Origin of the sequence: Pedobacter sp. KLB.chiD (assembly GCF_047040275.1) — a bacterium.
In the GTDB taxonomy this organism is placed as follows: Bacteria; Bacteroidota; Bacteroidia; order Sphingobacteriales; family Sphingobacteriaceae; genus Pedobacter.
The window spans coordinates 2,450,654-2,469,854 of the sequence record NZ_CP178207.1; the positions used below are offsets into that span (position 1 = coordinate 2,450,654).

At 45.2% G+C, this 19,201-nt stretch carries 4 protein-coding genes and 1 pseudogene; all 5 read right to left on the minus strand.

What is annotated here, in order from left to right:
• Positions 1 to 148: 148 nt before the first annotated feature.
• A complete protein-coding gene (locus ACK1I8_RS09965; protein ID WP_412469177.1) occupies positions 149 to 694 on the minus strand; it encodes a cupin domain-containing protein in 546 nt (181 codons plus the stop codon).
• Positions 695 to 787: 93 nt separating this feature from the next.
• A pseudogene (locus ACK1I8_RS09970) lies at positions 788 to 1,174 on the minus strand (transposase); the annotation flags it as partial.
• A gap of 40 nt (positions 1,175 to 1,214) precedes the next feature.
• Complete coding sequence (locus tag ACK1I8_RS09975; protein WP_412469178.1) at positions 1,215 to 2,018, minus strand: SDR family NAD(P)-dependent oxidoreductase; 804 nt, start codon at positions 2,016 to 2,018, stop codon at positions 1,215 to 1,217.
• A gap of 67 nt (positions 2,019 to 2,085) precedes the next feature.
• Entirely contained in the window at positions 2,086 to 2,982 is an 897-nt protein-coding gene (locus ACK1I8_RS09980; RefSeq protein ID WP_412469179.1) for a PorP/SprF family type IX secretion system membrane protein, read from the minus strand.
• Positions 2,983 to 2,995: 13 nt separating this feature from the next.
• Positions 2,996 to 18,916, minus strand: a complete 15,921-nt coding sequence (locus ACK1I8_RS09985) for an MBG domain-containing protein (protein WP_412469180.1) — start codon at positions 18,914 to 18,916, stop codon at positions 2,996 to 2,998.
• Positions 18,917 to 19,201 lie beyond the last annotated feature (285 nt).

A 19,201-nucleotide genomic window follows, 5' to 3' on the forward strand; every position in this document is an offset into this window, starting at 1 on the left:
GAGAAAAGAAACGGCCGTTTTATCCGACGATTCAGGCTGCAGATTCCATCTAAGTTAACCCTTGCTAATCAGGATAATGACAGCCATCCAATAAAAATATGAATTGAGGGATTTATCGGATGGCGATATCACAAATCATGTTTTGGACTTACACACAGTACTTATCCACCAGCTTTTGTTTCATCCCACTTTTTCCTGCCACCCATGAAAGTAAATTGATAAAAGGGCCTGTTATTTTTCCTTTCCAGCCTGGCAATCTCATGTCGCTCATTTTACCACAAACGGCCAGATGAATGGGATTTCGGGGAATATTATTTTTGGAATAAAGTCCGTCACCAGCCAGACCACATAAAATCCGGAGGGTATCTTCCAGACCCGTTGATCCGGGTTCTACCCGGTTGGTGAAAGTGATCGGCTGATTGTCTGGATTAAAAAAGCGATGGATCTCACCTTTCCTGACCAGATAGGAGTCTCCCGGTTGCAATAGAATCTCTTTTCCTCCCTGCAGTTCCATTCCAAGCCTGCCTTCCACGGCTGTAAAAAGTTCACTATAGGCTGTATGGTAATGTAAGGGATTGCCACCACGGGGTTCCAGTGAGATTTCAAGCTCACTGTACAGCCCGGCTGTTTCCGCAGAAGTTTTCCGGAAATGAATGGTTTCCTTTAATTCTTTATTATAAATGATGTTTTTCATCTTCCTTATACTTTTCATTAATAGCTTTTCTTATAAAAATACTTAGCGGTCCTAACTTAACCACATATTAAATCAGCTTTGAACCATGACTTTCATTTCATATTTTTCGTCTGATTTCAGTGCTTCCCGAACTTTATGCATAAATAACCGGGCCGTATTTTCTGCAATACCATAACGAACTGAGATATGCAATACAGACAAATCTTTTGTGTTTGTACTCATCTCAAAACAAATGAAAAAAGCCTTTCGCAAACCAAATTTAACCCGATGAAAAAGCGTACAGGAACCTGGACTTTCGGTGTCGCTACAAATATTACAGGTTCTTGAAAAATCTTTTCTAACCTGATACTTCGTGTGGCCACATTTGCGACAAGAATAACCATTTCCCCACTTCCAATGGGCAAGATATTCTTCGCAATCCAAATCTGTTTTAAAGCGTTCAGCGAACTCCAGAAGATTTTGACCCTTGAAAATTTCCATAAAAATCCAGTTTTACAATATACCAAAGAGATGAAATTACCTAATGACCTTCTAAAGATACTTTGTCTCCAACAGACATCATGTTTACCAAATTACAGGCCTTTCCTTTATCTACCAGAATTGCATCGCCGCTATTTAAATTGCTTGTTCCTGCAAATAACTGATTCACAACAGATGCAATATCTTCAACGGGAACAATGGCTTTACCCGGGTTTATACTGGCTCCGAAGGCTGCTTTCGCCTCTTCATTATGGTCTGTCAGACGGTCGGCCATTGGGGTATCTGTTACCCACGGACAAACAGCATAAACTTTGATGTTATCTTCCGCACATGAAGCGCCCACAGACCCGGTTATACTGAGTACTGCAGACTTGCTTGCACCATAAACCACCGCTACCGGTAAAGGTAAAGTGGTACCTACAAAAGATGCTGTATTTACAATCACGCCACTTTTTTGTTTTCTCATTTCCGGAAGTATGTGTTTGATGCATAAGATCACACCCTTGATATTTACGGAAAGAACGGTATCAATAATGACTTCTGAATTAGTTTCCAGAGGGCCTAATACACCTTCTGTACCTGCATTGTTAAACAGATAATCTATCTGGCCAAAATGGTCTATTGCAGATCGGGTAAGATGAATCACATCCTGCTCTGCCGTTACATCGGTATAAACATAAATCGCTTCGCCCCCATCCTGACCTATCTGATCAGCTACTTGTTTTCCTGCGTCCTTATTTCTTCCCGCAATGACAACTTTACATCCTTTTGCTGCCAGTTCGATGGCTACCTGTTTACCGATACCCGCTGTACCCCCTGTAATTACTGCTACTTTTTTTTCCATGTTTAATTTATTGATATCGTTTATATATTAGTTCATTTGCAAACATATCCAGGTAAAAAACGGCTTACTAGGGCACAGCCCTGATGCCAAACTCAAAATTGCCACCGTTATAAGAAGAGAGCGATGATGTGCTTGTACCATAGGTAAAATTCAAGGTATATTTTTGCTTATAGGTATAGCCAATATTAAAATTTAATATCTTGGAAGTACTGTACATGGACGTAAAAGCGAGTTGCTCATTCAGGACAGCGGATTGTATGCCAATGTCAAATATGGGATCCAAACCTCTTATCCCCCTAAGTGCAGCCAAGGGTTCTAACACTACAGTGTTGTTAGTACCCGGTGCAAAACGATAAGATGTAGCGAGGTAGAATGTAGACTGGTCTATATTTCTTACAGTATGGTTAGAGAAGATATACATCATGTTATTTAAGGAAAACTGGGCCGTTAAACCTCCACGGGTATAAGCCATACCGAAATCAGCATCAAATGTTGTTGGCCGATTGTTATAACTGGCAATTGCTTCATCATTAATTTCCCCTACAACCATGTTTTGATTAATTGAGCGATTGAGCAAGCCGCCACTCAGGCCGAAATGAAGGTGATCTCCACGGGAATTTAAAGGCAAATGATAAGCAAAGGTACCAAAGGCTGAAAATTGCCTGAGCAATCCAGCTGTCTCACTGGACAAATTTAGGCCTGCCGCCATTTTACCAAGACCTTTATCTGCACTAATCTGCTGTACGGCAGGTGATCCTGGAAACCTGGTCCAGGATTGACGGAAAGCAGTATTAAGACGAACCCGCTGTTCTAAACCAGCCATAGCCGGATTGGACAGATAACGATTGGAATAATATTGGCTAAATAGTGGCTCCAGTTGAGCCGACACCTTATTGCCTAAGAGCATAAAGTACAGGCCGCACACTAAAGCGATTTGATTTCTTTTTAAATTTAATTTTATCATGGTTATAAATCTGTTATCTGTAAAGAATGGTGATAAATCCTCTGCGTTTTGGTATGCCCTGGCCAAGGTCTATAATGTAATAATACGTACCCTCCGGAAGCGGCTTGCCATGGAAACTGCCATCCCATGAGTTATCATAATTTTCTTTCTGGTAAACCAAGCGCCCGGTACGGTCACTAACCTTAACGATATTGTTAGGGAAAGACTTGATGAAATCCAGTATCCATACATCGTTCTTACCATTCCCATCAGGCGTGAGGACATTTTGTATTGGCTCTTTTCCTGTATATATTAAGTTAGGAACAACAACCGACAGGTTTAAAGTGGTTACAACAACAGTGTTATCGGTAAAGGTTACCGAAACCTTATAAACCGTTTCCGGACTGATCACTGTTGGTATACCCGAAATAACTCCTGTAACGGTGTTTAAAATTAAACCATCAGGTAGTGCTGGAGTAATATCGAATTTCGCAGCTGTACCACCTTTTACAAGAGGTGATAAATCAGACATCGGCATTCCCTTGGTTAATATTAACGACGAAGCGTAAGTGACCTCATGTTGAACGATGGCCTTATTGATCACCAGCGTAGCGGTTTTAACAATGTCACCATAATTCGGCTGTACAATAGTCGCCGTAACCGTATAGGTTCCCGCATTGATCTGGCTGTTGCCGGCATAAGTTACCGTAGCGCCCGTTGGAAGGTTGGCTGCAAAGATACTCTTCGCCGTTCCGTCGTAACTAAAGCTGCCGTCTGCAAAAGTGATAGTGTTGATGCCGCTGTTTGGATCGCTCGACGCCGATTTGTTAATGGTCAAAGTAGCGGTTTTCACCACATCAGCATAGTTCGCCTGTGTGATAGTCGCCGTAACCGTATAGGTTCCCGCATTGATCTGGCCGTTACCGGTATAAGTTACCGTAGCGCCCGTTGGAAGGTTGGCTGCAAAGATGCTCTTCGCCGTTCCGTCGTAGGTAAAGCTGCCATCTGCAAAAGTAATGGTATTGATACCGCTGCCAGGATCGGTAGATGCCGACTTGTTAATGGTCAAAGTAGCCGTTTTCACCACATCGGCATAGTTCGCCTGTGTGATCGTCGCTGTTACCGTATACGTTCCCGCGTTGGTCTGGCCGTTGCTTGCATAAGTTACCGTAGCACCTGCAGGAAGGTTGGCTGCAAAGATGCTCTTCGCCGTTCCGTCGTAGCTAAAGCTGCCATCAGCAAAAGTGATGGTATTGATGCCACTACCCGGATCAGTTGATACGGTTTTGTTGATGGTCAAAGTAGCCGTTTTCACCACATCGGCATAGTTCGCCTGTGTGATCGTCGCCGTAACCGTATAGGTTCCCGCATTGATCTGGCCGTTACCGGTATAAGTTACCGTAGCGCCCGTTGGAAGGTTGGCTGCAAAGATGCTCTTAGCCGTTCCGTCGTAGGTAAAGCTGCCATCTGCAAAAGTAATGGTATTGATACCGCTGCCAGGATCGGTAGATGCCGACTTGTTAATGGTCAAAGTAGCCGTTTTCACCACATCGGCATAGTTCGCCTGTGTGATCGTCGCTGTTACCGTATACGTTCCCGCGTTGGTCTGGCTGTTGCCGGCATAAGTTACCGTAGCGCCCATTGGAAGGTTGGCTGCAAAGATACTCTTCGCCGTTCCGTCGTAGCTAAAGCTGCCGTCTGCAAAAGTGATAGTGTTGATGCCGCTGTTTGGATCGCTCGACGCCGATTTGTTAATGGTCAAAGTAGCGGTTTTAACCACATCAGCATAGTTCGCCTGTGTGATCGTCGCTGTTACCGTATAGGTTCCCGCATTGATCTGGCCGTTACCGGTATAAGTTACCGTAGCGCCCGTTGGAAGGTTGGCTGCAAAGATGCTCTTCGCCGTTCCGTCGTAGGTAAAGCTGCCATCTGCAAAAGTAATGGTATTGATACCGCTGCCAGGATCGGTAGATGCCGACTTGTTAATGGTCAAAGTAGCCGTTTTCACCACATCCGCATAGTTCGCCTGTGTGATTGTAGCCGTAACCGTATAGGTTCCCGCATTGATCTGGTCGTTACCGGTATAAGTTACCGTAGCGCCCGTAGGAAGATTGGCCGCAAAGATGCTCTTCGCTGTTCCGTCGTAGGTAAAGCTGCCGTCTGCGAAGGTAATGGCATTGATGCCGCTGCCAGGATCGGTTGATATGGTTTTGTTGATCGTCAGCGTAGCGGTTTTCACAATGTCACCATAGTTCGGCTGCACAATAGTCGCTGTTACCCTATACGTTCCCGCATTGATCTGGCCATTGCCCGAATAAGTTACCGTGGCACCTGCGGGGAGGTTGGCCGCGAAGATACTCTTCGCCGTTCCGTCGTAGCTAAAGCTGCCGTCTGCAAAAGTAATGGCATTGATGCCGCTGTTTGGATCGGTAGATGCCGACTTGTTAATGGTCAGCGCGGCGGTTTTCACCACATCGGCATAGTTCGCCTGTGTGATTGTAGCCGTTACCATGTACGTTCCCGCATTGATCTGGTCGTTGCCCGAATAAGTCACCGTAGCACCTGCAGGAAGGTTGGCTGCAAAGATGCTCTTCGCCGTTCCGTCGTAGCTAAAGCTACCGTCTGCAAAAGTAATGGTATTGATACCACTGCCCGGATCGGTTGATATGGTTTTGTTGATCGTCAGCGTAGCGGTTTTCACCACATCAGCATAGTTGGCCTGTGTGATCGTCGCTGTTACCGTATACGTTCCCGCATTGATCTGGCCGTTACCGGTATAAGTTACCGTAGCACCTGCAGGAAGGTTGGCTGCGAAGATACTCTTCGCCGTTCCGTCGTAGCTAAAGCTGCCATCTGCAAAAGTAATGGTATTGATGCCACTACCCGGATCAGTTGATACGGTTTTGTTAATGGTCAAAATAGCTGTTTTCACCACATCGGCATAGTTCGCCTGTGTGATTGTAGCCGTAACCGTATAGGTTCCCGCGTTGATCTGGTCGTTGCCCGCATAAGTTACCGTAGCACCTGCAGGAAGGTTTGCCGCGAAGATGCTCTTCGCCGTTCCGTCGTAGCTAAAGCTGCCGTCTGCAAAAGTAATGGTATTGATACCACTACCCGGATCGGTAGATGCCGACTTGTTAATGGTCAAAATAGCCGTTTTCACCACATCGGCATAGTTCGCCTGTGTGATTGTAGCCGTTACCATGTACGTTCCCGCATTGATCTGGTCGTTACCGGCATAACTTACCGTGGCACCTGCAGGAAGGTTGGCCGCAAAGATGCTCTTCGCTGTTCCGTCGTAGGTAAAGCTGCCATCTGCGAAGGTAATGGCATTGATGCCACTGCCAGGATCGGTTGATATGGTTTTGTTGATCGTCAGCGTAGCGGTTTTCACGATGTCACCATAGTTTGGCTGCACAATAGTCGCCGTAACCGTATAGGTTCCCACATTGATCTGGTCGTTGCCTGCATAAGTCACCGTGGCACCTGCAGGGAGGTTGGCCGCGAAGATACTCTTCGCTGTTCCGTCGTAGGTAAAGCTGCCATCTGCAAAAGTGATGGCATTGATGCCGCTGCCAGGATCGGTTGATATGGCTTTGTTGATCGTCAGCATAGCGGTTTTCACAATGTCACCATAGTTCGGCTGCACAATAGTCGCCGTAACCGTATAGGTTCCCGCATTGATCTGGCCGTTACCGGCATAACTTACCGTGGCACCTGCAGGAAGGTTGGCCGCAAAGATGCTCTTCGCTGTTCCGTCGTAGGTAAAGCTGCCGTCTGCGAAGGTAATGGCATTGATGCCACTGTTTGGATCGGTAGAAATAGTCTTGTTAATGGTCAAAGTAGCCGTTTTCACCACATCGGCATAGTTCGGCTGCGAAACTGTGGCTGTTACCGTATAAACACCCGCGTTGATCTGGTCGTTGCCCGCATAAGTTACCGTAGCACCTGCAGGAAGGTTTGCCGCGAAGATGCTCTTCGCCGTTCCGTCGTAGCTAAAGCTGCCGTCTGCAAAAGTAATGGTATTGATACCACTACCCGGATCGGTAGATGCCGACTTGTTAATGGTCAAAATAGCCGTTTTCACCACATCGGCATAGTTCGCCTGTGTGATTGTAGCCGTTACCATGTACGTTCCCGCATTGATCTGGTCGTTACCGGCATAACTTACCGTGGCACCTGCAGGAAGGTTGGCCGCAAAGATGCTCTTCGCTGTTCCGTCGTAGGTAAAGCTGCCATCTGCGAAGGTAATGGCATTGATGCCACTGCCAGGATCGGTTGATATGGTTTTGTTGATCGTCAGCGTAGCGGTTTTCACAATGTCACCATAGTTCGGCTGCAAAATAGTCGCTGTTACCGTATACGTTCCCGCATTGATCTGGCCGTTACCGGTATAAGTTACCGTAGCACCTGCAGGAAGGTTAGCTGCGAAGATACTCTTCGCCGTTCCGTCGTAGGTAAAGCTGCCGTCTGCAAAAGTAATGGTATTGATACCGCTGCCAGGATCGGTAGAAATAGTCTTGTTAATGGTCAAAGTAGCCGTTTTCACCACATCGGCATAGTTCGCCTGTGTGATAGTCGCTGTTACCGTATAGGTTCCCGCATTGATCTGGCCGTTACCCGAATAAGTTACCGTAGCACCTGCAGGAAGGTTGGCTGCAAAGATGCTCTTCGCCGTTCCGTCGTAGCTAAAGCTGCCATCTGCAAAAGTAATGGTATTGATGCCACTACCCGGATCAGTTGATACGGTTTTGTTAATGGTCAAAATAGCTGTTTTCACCACATCGGCATAGTTCGCCTGTGTGATTGTAGCCGTAACCGTATAGGTTCCCGCGTTGATCTGGTCGTTGCCCGCATAAGTTACCGTAGCACCTGCAGGAAGGTTGGCCGCGAAGATGCTCTTCGCCGTTCCGTCGTAGCTAAAGCTGCCATCTGCAAAAGTAATGGCATTGATGCCGCTGTTTGGATCGGTAGATGCCGACTTGTTAATGCTCAGCTTAGCCGTTTTCACCACATCGGCATAGTTCGCCTGCGAAACTGTGGCTGTTACCATGTACGTTCCCGCATTGATCTGGTCGTTGCCCGAATAAGTCACCGTGGCACCTGCAGGGAGGTTGGCCGCGAAGATACTCTTCGCTGTTCCGTCGTAGATAAAGCTGCCATCTGCAAAAGTGATGGCATTGATGCCGCTGCCAGGATTGGTTGATATGGCTTTGTTGATCGTCAGCGTAGCGGTTTTCACCACATCAGCATAGTTGGCCTGTGTGATCGTCGCTGTTACCGTGTACGTTCCCGCATTGATCTGGTCGTTGCCCGAATAAGTTACCGTGGCACCTGCAGGAAGGTTGGCCGCAAAGATGCTCTTCGCTGTTCCGTCGTAGGTAAAGCTGCCGTCTGCGAAGGTAATGGCATTGATGCCACTGCCAGGATCGGTTGATATGGCTTTGTTGATCGTCAGCATAGCGGTTTTCACAATGTCACCATAGTTTGGCTGCACAATAGTCGCCGTTACCGTGGACGTTCCCGCATTGATCTGGTCGTTGCCCGAATAAGTTACCGTGGCACCTGCAGGAAGGTTGGCCGCAAAGATGCTCTTCGCCGTTCCGTCGTAGGTAAAGCTGCCGTCTGCAAAAGTAATGGTATTGATACCACTGTTTGGATCGGTAGATGCCGACTTGTTAATGGTCAAAGTAGCGGTTTTCACAATGTCACCATAGTTCGCCTGTGTGATTGTAGCCGTTACCGTGGACGTTCCCGCATTGATCTGGTCGTTGCCCGAATAAGTTACCGTGGCACCTGCAGGAAGGTTGGCCGCAAAGATGCTCTTCGCTGTTCCGTCGTAGGTAAAGCTGCCGTCTGCGAAGGTAATGGCATTGATGCCACTGCCAGGATCGGTTGATATGGCTTTGTTGATCGTCAGCATAGCGGTTTTCACAATGTCACCATAGTTTGGCTGCACAATAGTCGCCGTAACCGTATAGGTTCCCACATTGATCTGGTCGTTGCCCGAATAAGTTACCGTGGCACCTGCAGGAAGGTTGGCCGCAAAGATGCTCTTCGCTGTTCCGTCGTAGCTAAAGCTGCCGTCTGCAAAAGTAATGGTATTGATACCACTGTTTGGATCGGTAGATGCCGACTTGTTAATGGTCAAAGTAGCGGTTTTCACAATGTCACCATAGTTCGCCTGTGTGATTGTAGCCGTTACCGTGTACGTTCCCGCATTGATCTGATCGTTGCCTGCATAAGTCACCGTGGCACCCGTAGGAAGGTTCGCAGCAAAGATGCTCTTCGCTGTTCCGTCATAGGTAAAGCTGCCGTCTGCAAAAGTGATGGTATTGATGCCACTGCCAGGATCGGTTGATGCCGACTTGTTAATGGTCAGCGTAGCGGTTTTCAAAATGTCACCATAGTTCGGCTGCACAATAGTCGCTGTTACCGTATACGTTCCCGCATTGATCTGGTCGTTACCGGTATAAGTTACCGTAGCACCCGTTGGAAGGTTGGTCGCAAAGATGCTCTTCGCTGTTCCGTCGTAGCTAAAGCTGCCGTCAGCGAAGGTAATGGCATTGATGCCACTGCCAGGATCGGTTGATATGGTTTTGTTGATCGTCAGCATAGCGGTTTTCACAATGTCACCATAGTTCGGCTGCACAATAGTCGCTGTTACCGTATACGTTCCCGCATTGATCTGGTCGTTACCGGTATAAGTTACCGTAGCACCCGTTGGAAGGTTGGCCGCAAAGATGCTCTTCGCCGTTCCGTCGTAGGTAAAGCTGCCATCTGCAAAAGTGATGGCATTGATGCCGCTGCCAGGATCGGTTGATATGGCTTTGTTGATCGTCAGCATAGCGGTTTTCACAATGTCACCATAGTTTGGCTGCACAATAGTCGCCGTAACCGTATAGGTTCCCACATTGATCTGGTCGTTGCCTGAATAAGTTACCGTAGCGCCAGTTGGAAGGTTGGCTGCGAAGATACTCTTCGCCGTTCCGTCGTAGCTAAAGCTGCCGTCTGCAAAAGTGATGGCATTGATGCCACTGTTTGGATCGGTCGACGCCGACTTGTTAATGCTCAGCGTAGCCGTTTTCACCACATCTGCATAGTTCGCCTGTGTGATAGTCGCTGTTACCGTGTACGTTCCCGCATTGGTCTGGCCATTGCCTGCATAAGTCACCGTGGCACCCGTAGGAAGGTTCGCAGCAAAGATGCTCTTCGCTGTTCCGTCATAGGTAAACGCTGCATCTGCAAAAGTGATGGTATTGATGCCACTGCCAGGATCGGCAGAAACCGATTTGTTAATGGTCAGCGTAGCGGTTTTCACAATGTCACCATAGTTCGGCTGCACAATAGTCGCTGTTACCGTATACGTTCCCGCATTGATCTGGTCGTTACCGGTATAAGTTACCGTAGCACCCGTTGGAAGGTTGGCGGCGAAGATACTCTTCGCCGTTCCGTCGTAGCTAAAGCTACCATCAGCAAAAGTAATGGTGTTGATGCCACTGTTTGGATCGGTTGATGCCGACTTGTTTATGGTCAGCTTGGCTGTATTATATTTGATGTTGTAATCAGGACTGGTTAATCCAGATACTTCAATCTGGTACTCACCTACATTTACTGCACCATTGGCTGCACCACCATAAGTTAACGTTCCTGTAAGTACACTTTCGTTCTCATTATTTACAAAACCGCTGTAACTGATGGCATTTCCGCCGGTATATGGAATTCCGTCGTAAATCTTCGTGCTATCTTTCGCGGTGATGGTTAAATCGGCAGGGATGATCTCTGCAGTACTGATGCTCAGCGAATCGGTATTAGCCAGGATATAATTCACTGCCTGTTCGCCAGAAAGTTTTAAACTGCTCAATGGCAGTTTTATGGTTTTATTTTTACCTGCATTTTTATTATTGTAAAAGACAGTATTAGCAATTAGGCTGAGCTTAACGTCATCCGCATTGACCACATCATTCTGGCCGAAACTTAGGCTCGTAGCATCAATGGTGTTTTGCCTGCTGCCATCATAAGTTTTGCTGATTATGGTGTTTGCATTGATGCCAACAGTAATGAGTTTCGCTGCAACATTAAGCTCGAAAGTTACAGATTCAGCGGCAGGGATGTTACCATTTCCCGACTGACTAGCCGTAATATTAACCTTACCCACTTTTTTAACGGAAATTTTCCATTTGTTGCCATCTGCAGCATCCTGGTAAGCTTCGGCAATGCTATTGTTGGCCGATGCATAACTTACCGTTAAGCCAGAACTGGCCGTAGCACCAGGCTCAAATGGTGCATCGCCATAAGTTTTGCTGATGTTGCCGGCGGTAATAGCCTGATCAGGCACCGATGATTCATAAGCACCCATATCGATATTGGCACCAATCAGACGCGGGTTTCCAGCCAAATCTAGGTCGGTAGTGATTTTACCACCAGCCCCAGTATAAGCCTCATTGCTGCCCTTACCAATGGCAGGACTTACTTTTTTGAGCGCTAAATTTCCAGTTGAAGGATCGCTAAACATAGGATCTTCATTCATGACAGCAGTAGCGGCCAGGTTCAAAGTATTGGAAATATCGTAATCTTTCACAATGCTGTTCAGCACGCTCACCTTAATGTTTGCATTGTCACTATATATCTCCTGTCTATTAGGGTTGTTTACATTATTAGGCGTAGTATTACCATACACGATACTGTTATTGATTTGTCCATCTGATGTGCTATCATAATAAATTGCCGCACCTCTACCCTTGCTTTTGCTTGCCTCATTTCCATTCATACTGATTTGAAGAAGCGTGAGATGAGTATTAACGGCATTAAATATTGCTCCGCCGGTACAGCCCGCCAAATTTCGATAAAAACTACTCTGGCTAATATTTGGAGAAGAATTAGAATTCCTTAATGCACCACCGATGCTATCTACGGCATTATTATAAAATTTACATAAGCTGATGGAAGGAGCCGAAAAAAACATATTATACATGGCGCCGCCACTGTAAGCTTCGTTGTGGTGAAAGCTGGTCTGGCTAATTAAAGGACGAGCATTATTGTTGAACAAACCAGCTCCATCTTTCGCTTTATTATGGTAGAAGGCGCTTTGCTTAATACTAAATTTAGGACTGGAATTGTATAATCCTCCACCCATATGAAGCTTAACCATTGCATTACCTACTTGATATGCCCGTTTGGGGTCGCCGGTGGCATTTCCGCCTTTGATGCTGAATCCGTTTAGTTCTGCGGTATTCAGATTTCCGGTGGCGATCAGCACGTGGTAAGCATTTTCGCCATTATTAGTTATTCTGGGGCTTTGATTATTGCTGCCCGCCACCACATCATCATTATTGAAGTCTCCTGATAAGATGGTTCCTTTTTCCGTGCCGTCATCAGCAGGCAATATGCGTTTGTCGCTCATTAACCTGATTCCCTGGTCAGGATCAAAACCGCCATAAAGTTTTACATCTTTTACCATCAGGAAGGCACGGTCACGGGGATCTGCCAACGCAGTACTATCTTTAAAGTTTTGTCCGTCCTCGGGCGTATATAGCGGTTTGTAAATTCCCTTTGCTACATAAATGGAGGTTATCTTTTTATTGACACCTAACTCATTGTTAGCCTTTGCAAATACCAGAGCATCTGCCAGTTGTGGAATGGCATTTGCCCAGCTATCGCCACTTTGATTACTGGTATTGAGGTTAACATTTATGTCTACAAACAACAGACTGTCTAAACCAGGCCGATAATCAAATTTAGATTCATAAGCCCCCATATCAATGTTTGCACCCATCAAACGCGGGTTTCCAGCCAAATCTTTATCGGCATTCAACTGACCGCCAGCCTGTGTATAAGCAGCATTGCTGCCTTTGCCGATAGCCGCACTACCCGCCTGCAGGGTTAAGTCGCCAGCAGCTGCGTTGGTAAACTTCGGATCGCCTACAATTACATTTGTAGTTTTAACATTCAGGGTTTTGGAAGCATCAAAATCCCGTATAATACTGTTCTGAATACTTACCGGGTTCGTGCCCGTATTCAAGCTATAAACTTCCTCCCTGTTCGGGTTGAGCGTATTTGGTGTGATATTATTGTACAAGATACTATTCACAATAGCTCCTGCAGAATTCACATCAAAATAAAGCCCCCCAGCATAACCATCAGAGCTTGCTAGAGCAATATTTCCGGATATACTACTGTTAAGGATTGTTGGACTGGAAGAATTTACATGATAACCCGCACCGCCATAGTAAGCAATATTGTTATATAAAATGCTTTGTTTCACTGTAGGCGAAGACTTGTCGCTATAGATACCCCCACCATAATATGCATAATTATCATAAATATTACTGAGGTTGATGACTGGAGAAGAATTTAAATTATATACCCCGCCACCATAGGTTCCTTTATTCCCATAAATGCTGCTTTTGTTAATTTTCGGATAAGACAGCTTGTTATATACTCCTCCTGCATAGGATCCGGAATTGGCATACATGCTGCTTTGGCTAATCACCGGATCGGAATTTTCATTATACATCCCGCCACCGCCTGCGGCTCCTGTATTATGATAGAAGTTACTTTGGTTAATGATTGGAGAGGACTTAATATTATACATCCCTGCACCAGTGTGAGACAAGATAATGCTCCCATTTACTCTGATATAGAGGTTTATATCTGCCTTTGCTCCTTTTACGCCAAAACCATTTATTTCTGCTGAACCAACTTCGCCGGCTGAAATCAACACATGATAAGCATTTTCTTCATTATTTGTAAAATCTAATGTTGATCCACTCCCGCTCACCACATCGTCATCGTTAAAATCTCCGGATAAGATGGTTCCTTTCTCGGTGCCGTCTTCCCAGGGAAATATACGTTTGTCGTTTATGCCTTTGACTCCCTGATCAGGATCAAAACCGCCATAAAGCTTTACATCTTTTACCATCAAAAAGGCACGGTCGCGATGAGGCTTACCCCCAGCAACTAAAGCAGTACTGTCTTTAAAGTTTTGTCCGTCTTCAGGAGTATATAACGGTTTATAAGTTCCCTTTGCTACGTAAATGGCTGTTACCGGCTTGTTCGTACTTACCTTGTTATTGGCATTGGCAAATTTCAAGGCATCGGCCAGTTGTTTCATCGGACTATCCCAGCTACTGCCATCACCATCAGTTTTATTGATGTTCACATACAGGATGCCATTGGCATCCGCTGCTTCGGCCTTTCTAATCGTCAGCGTAGCTGTTTTAACAATGTCCTCATAGTTTGGCTGTACAACAGTCGCCGTTACCACATAGGTTCCCACGTTCGTTTTGCCGTTGCCATTATAACTCGCCGTAGCACCGGCTGGAAGGTTGGCTACAGAAAGATCTTTTGCCGTACCGTCGTAGACAAAGCTGGCATCCGAAAAGGTAATGGTATTGATGCCGCTGCCCGATGTCGTGTTTGGTGCCTTGCTAATGGTCAGCTTGGCTGTTTTAACAATGTCCTCATAGTTTGGCTGCGAAACGGTGACAGAAACATCATATTTGCCCACGTTCGTTTTGCCGTTGCCATTATAACTCGCCGTAGCACCGGCTGGAAGGTTGGCTACAGAAAGATCTTTTGCCGTACCGTCGTAGACAAAGCTGGCATCCGAAAAAGTGATCTGGTCTGCACCGCTGCCCGATGTCGTGTTTGGTGCCTTGGTAATGGTCAGCTTGGCTGTATTATATTTAATGTTGTAATTAGTACTGTTTAATCCAGATACTTCAATCTGGTACTCACCTACATTTACTGCACCATTGGCTGCACCACCATAAGTTAACGTTCCTGTAAGTACACTTTCGTTCTCATTATTTACAAAACCACTGTAACTGATGGCATTTCCGCCGGTATATGGACTTCCGTCGTAAACCTTGGTGCTATTCAGAGCTGAAATAGTTAAATCTGCCGGCTTGATCTCTGCCGTGCTGGTACTCAGCGAATCAGTATTCGAAAGTATATAATTCCCTGCCTGTGTACCCGAGAGCTGCAAACTGCTTATTGGCAGTTTTATGGTTTTGTTTTTGCCTGCATTTTTATTATTGTAAAAGACAGTATTGGCAATTAGGCTTAGCTTAACGTCATCCGCATTGACCACATCATTCTGGCCGAAACTTAGGCTCGTCGCATCAATGGTGTTTTGCCTGTTGCCATCATAAGTTTTGGTGATTATGGTGTTTGCATTTAAGCTGGCGTTAATGTTTTTTGGTGCAATAGTAAGCTCGAAGGTTACCGGTGTGGCAGCAGGTATACTGCCGTTCCCACCCTGGCTGGCCTTAATGCTTACCTTGCCCGCTTTGTTAATCTTAATTTTCCATTTGTTGCCATCATTGGCATCCTGGTAGGATTCGGCAATAGTATTGTCTGCCGATGCATAACTGACCGTTAAGCCAGAACTGGCGGTAGCACCAGGCTCAAATGCCGCATCGCCATAAGTTTTGCTGATGTTATTGGCAGTAATGGACTGATCTGCCACCGATGATTCATAAGCACCCATATCTATATTGGCACCCGTTAAACGTGGATTACCGCCCAGGTCTTTATCAGTATTAAGTTTATTTCCTGTGGTCAGGTTATAAGCTTCATTGCTACCCTTGCCAATGGCAGGGCTGCCTGATTTTAAGGTGAAATCATTTTTGCTTGGATCATTAAATAAAGGATCGGTATTTATAACACCACTGGCCAGCACATTAAGCGTTTTGGAAGCATCATAATCTTTTAATATACTATTCTTGATACTAACCGGAGCGCTACCCGTGTTTTCACTGTAAACCTCCTGCCTGTTGAGATTGTTGCTATTATCAGGAGTGGTGTTGTTATAAAGGATACTGTTGATCAGGCTACCAGCTGAGGTAGCATCGAGATAAATACCGCCTCCTTTGCCATCATTTGTAACAGCCGTATTGCCTGTAATACTAACATTAAGAAGTGTAGGTTTGGAGCCGTACCTATTAAAGATTCCACCACCTTGCGAGGCAATATTTTTATAAAAACTACTTTGGGTAACAATTGGTGAAGAATTATTATTATAAATCCCGCCACCAAAAGTAGCGCTATTGTTATAAAAGTTGCTCCGGCTAATGTGGGGAGAAGAAAAAAACAAATTATTTATTCCGCCACCATATTCAGCCGTATTCGAATAAAAATTGCTTTCACTAACGGTTATGGATGAATTATCAAGATTAAATATCCCCCCTCCAAGGCTAGTTGCGTTATTATTAAAAAAGTTGCTTTTGTTGATAGTTGGAGAAGAATGATCTAAATTATAGATCCCGCCGCCTCGACTAAAGGCATTATTGTTATAAAAGCTCACCTGAATGATCAAAGGAGATGATCTCAGATCATACAATCCTGCCCCGTTATTAGATGGGATACTAAGGTTATTTACTTTGATACCATCCTCAATACCAGATTGATTACCATCAGCATTACCGCCTCTTACTCCGAAACCATTTATTTCTGCTGAACCAACATCTCCGGCTGAAATCAGTACATGATAAGCGTTTTCTCCATTGTTGTTAAAATTCAATTTATCATTCACCATTTTAACTACATCATCATTATTAAAATCTCCTGATAAAACAGTCCCCACATCTGATCCATCCTTACCTGGCAATATGCGTTGGTCACCTATTGCTTTGACATTATTATCCGGATCGAAACCGCCAAAAAGTTTTACATCTTTTACCATCAGGAAGGCACGGTCGCGCTGATTCTTATTGGCTACTACCAAAGCGGTACTGTCTTTAAAGTTTTGTCTGTCCTCAGGCGTGTATAATGGTTTATAAGTTCCCTTTGCTACGTAAATGGCTGTTACCGGCTTGTTCGTACTTACCTTGTTGTTGGTATTGGCAAATTTCAAGGCATCGGCCAGTTGTTCCATCGGGCTATCCCAGCTACTGCCATCACCATCAGTTTTATTGATGTTCACATACAAGATACCGTTGGCATCTGGTGATGCATTGTGGATTGTCAAATTGGCCGTTTTAACGATATCCTCATAATTTGGCTGTACAACAGTCGCCGTTACCGCATAGGTTCCAGCGTTCGTTTTGCCGTTGCCCACATAACTCACCGTAGCACCGGTTGGAAGGTTGGCTACAGAAAGATCTTTTGCCGTACCGTCGTAAACAAAGCTGGCATCCGAAAAGGTGATGGTATTGATGCCGCTGCCAGAAGCCGTGGAAGGTGCTTTTGCAACATTAAGTTCAAAAGTTACCGGTGTGGCAGCAAAGAAATTACTATTTCCTGCCTGGCTAGCCGTTATATTCACTTTCCCGGCTTTCTTTATGTTAATTTTCCATTTGTTGCCGTCATTGGTATCCTGGTAGGCTTCGGCAATGCTATTATTTGTCGACGCATAACTGACCGTTAAGCCAGAACTGGCTGTAGCGCCAGGTTCAAATGGACTATCGCCATAAGTTTTATTGATGTTGTTGGCTGTGATAGACTGTTCTGAAAACGATGATTCATAGGCCCCCATATCGATATTGGTACCTATTAGGCGTGGGTTACTGGCTAAGTCCTTATCTGTACCCAGGTTTCCACCCGCATCAGTATACAACTGGTTATTACCTTTGCCTATTGCTGCACTTCCTGCTTTTAGGGTATAATCACAATTGTCAGCATTTGCAAATAAGTTGGCGGTGCTGTAGGCTGTACTGGTACCAGTCAGGTTGCCATTGGCTGTGTTGCTTTCTCCCTGCACCAAGCTGTATTTAATATTTTTGACAGGGTTACCTGCTAAAGTACTATTGGCTGCATCGGTTGTACTGATTCGATTGCCATAAACAATGCTGTTGCTCACGTTAAAATCTGCGAAGACATTTTCATTAAAATAGATAAAGCTAGTGCCCGTGTTTCCTGCTAAAGTGCTGCTGTTAAGGTTAATGATGTTGGAAGAAGAAGAAGAAGAATAAATCCCTCCGCCTCCGTTGCTTGCTCTTTTATTATTTACCAAGTTATTGCTTACCGATGAATTGGTTAGGCTAACCGAAGAAGAAGTAGAATAAGAATATGAATAGATCCCTCCACCATCACTGCCTGCTGTATTGTTATTTACCGATGAATTAATTAGGCTAACTGAAGAAGAAGTAGAAGAGGAAGAAGAAATCCCTCCGCCTCCGATGCTTGCTTTGTTCTTCTTTACCGATGAATTGATTAGGCTAACGGAAGAAGAAGAAGAATAAGAATGAGAGTTAATCCCTGCGCCATTATTTGATGCTGTATTGTTAGTTACCGATGAATTGGTTAAGCTAATAGACGAAGAACGAGAAGAATAAGAATAAATTCCTCCCCCATTTGATCGAGAAACGTTTATTCCATTCACTGTTATGTAATTAGTGCCATCGGCATTCCCTCCCGTTATTTCAAAGCCATCTAATTCTGCACCACCGCTTGTTGAAAGAAGCACGTGGTAGGCATTTTCGTAGATGTAATATATGGTGCCCCCACCAACAAAATTCGCCTCAATTTCGTCGTTATTAAAGAAATCGCCACTTAGAATTGTACCCGTGCCAGCTGTACCCTGGCCTATGCCGGTAAATGATGGCCTATCAAAAATGCTGGCTTCGGTACCATTAAAGCCACCGTACAATTTTACGTTTCCTACCATTAAAAAGGAGTTGTCTCTACCTTCATCAGCAAAATTTGCCCCGTCTCGAGGGCTATACATTGGTTTGTAAGTGCCTTTGGCCACCCAAATTTGCTTAATGGCTGTATTGTTTTTTGCAGCTTTGAGCGCATCGGCAAGTTGTTTTATCGGGCTATCCCAACTACTGCCATCGCCATTTGTTTTATTGATATTGACATACAGAATGCCATTGGCATCAGGCGTTTGAGCCATTGCGCTTAGACTGATCATCAAGCCAATAAGCAAGGCCCATAATTTTTTTCTTAATAAAAAGTTGCTGCTCCACTGAGAGACAGTGGTGCCAGTTGAAATAGGGAGGGTAAACATTATTCTTTTTGTTTGGTACTGCAAAACTAGCTGGCCTGAGCTTGCCTTTCCCCACCCGAATGGTATAGTTTTACCTACCCACCCTGGGTAGTTCTACTTAAAAAAAGCGCTAAAAGTGAGATTTAGGCCTATCCAGTGGGGTAGCTTAATGGCACGTGTACCAAAGGCGCCATTTTACCGTTCAAAATGATTTTTTTTTTGCGAGCCTTGATTGACCACCATCATCCGCTAAAATCAGGATTGATTTTGCATCATGTCCGAACTTAAATTGATCAGGTATAGGGT

Bases quoted from the DNA above. Each gene is read 5' to 3' on its own strand.
- ACK1I8_RS09965 (WP_412469177.1), bottom strand. From the start codon at position 694: ATGAAAAACATCATTTATAATAAAGAATTAAAGGAAACCATTCATTTC.
- ACK1I8_RS09975 (WP_412469178.1), bottom strand. From the start codon at position 2,018: ATGGAAAAAAAAGTAGCAGTAATTACAGGGGGTACAGCGGGTATCGGT.
- ACK1I8_RS09980 (WP_412469179.1), bottom strand. From the start codon at position 2,982: ATGATAAAATTAAATTTAAAAAGAAATCAAATCGCTTTAGTGTGCGGC.
- ACK1I8_RS09985 (WP_412469180.1), bottom strand. From the start codon at position 18,916: ATGTTTACCCTCCCTATTTCAACTGGCACCACTGTCTCTCAGTGGAGC.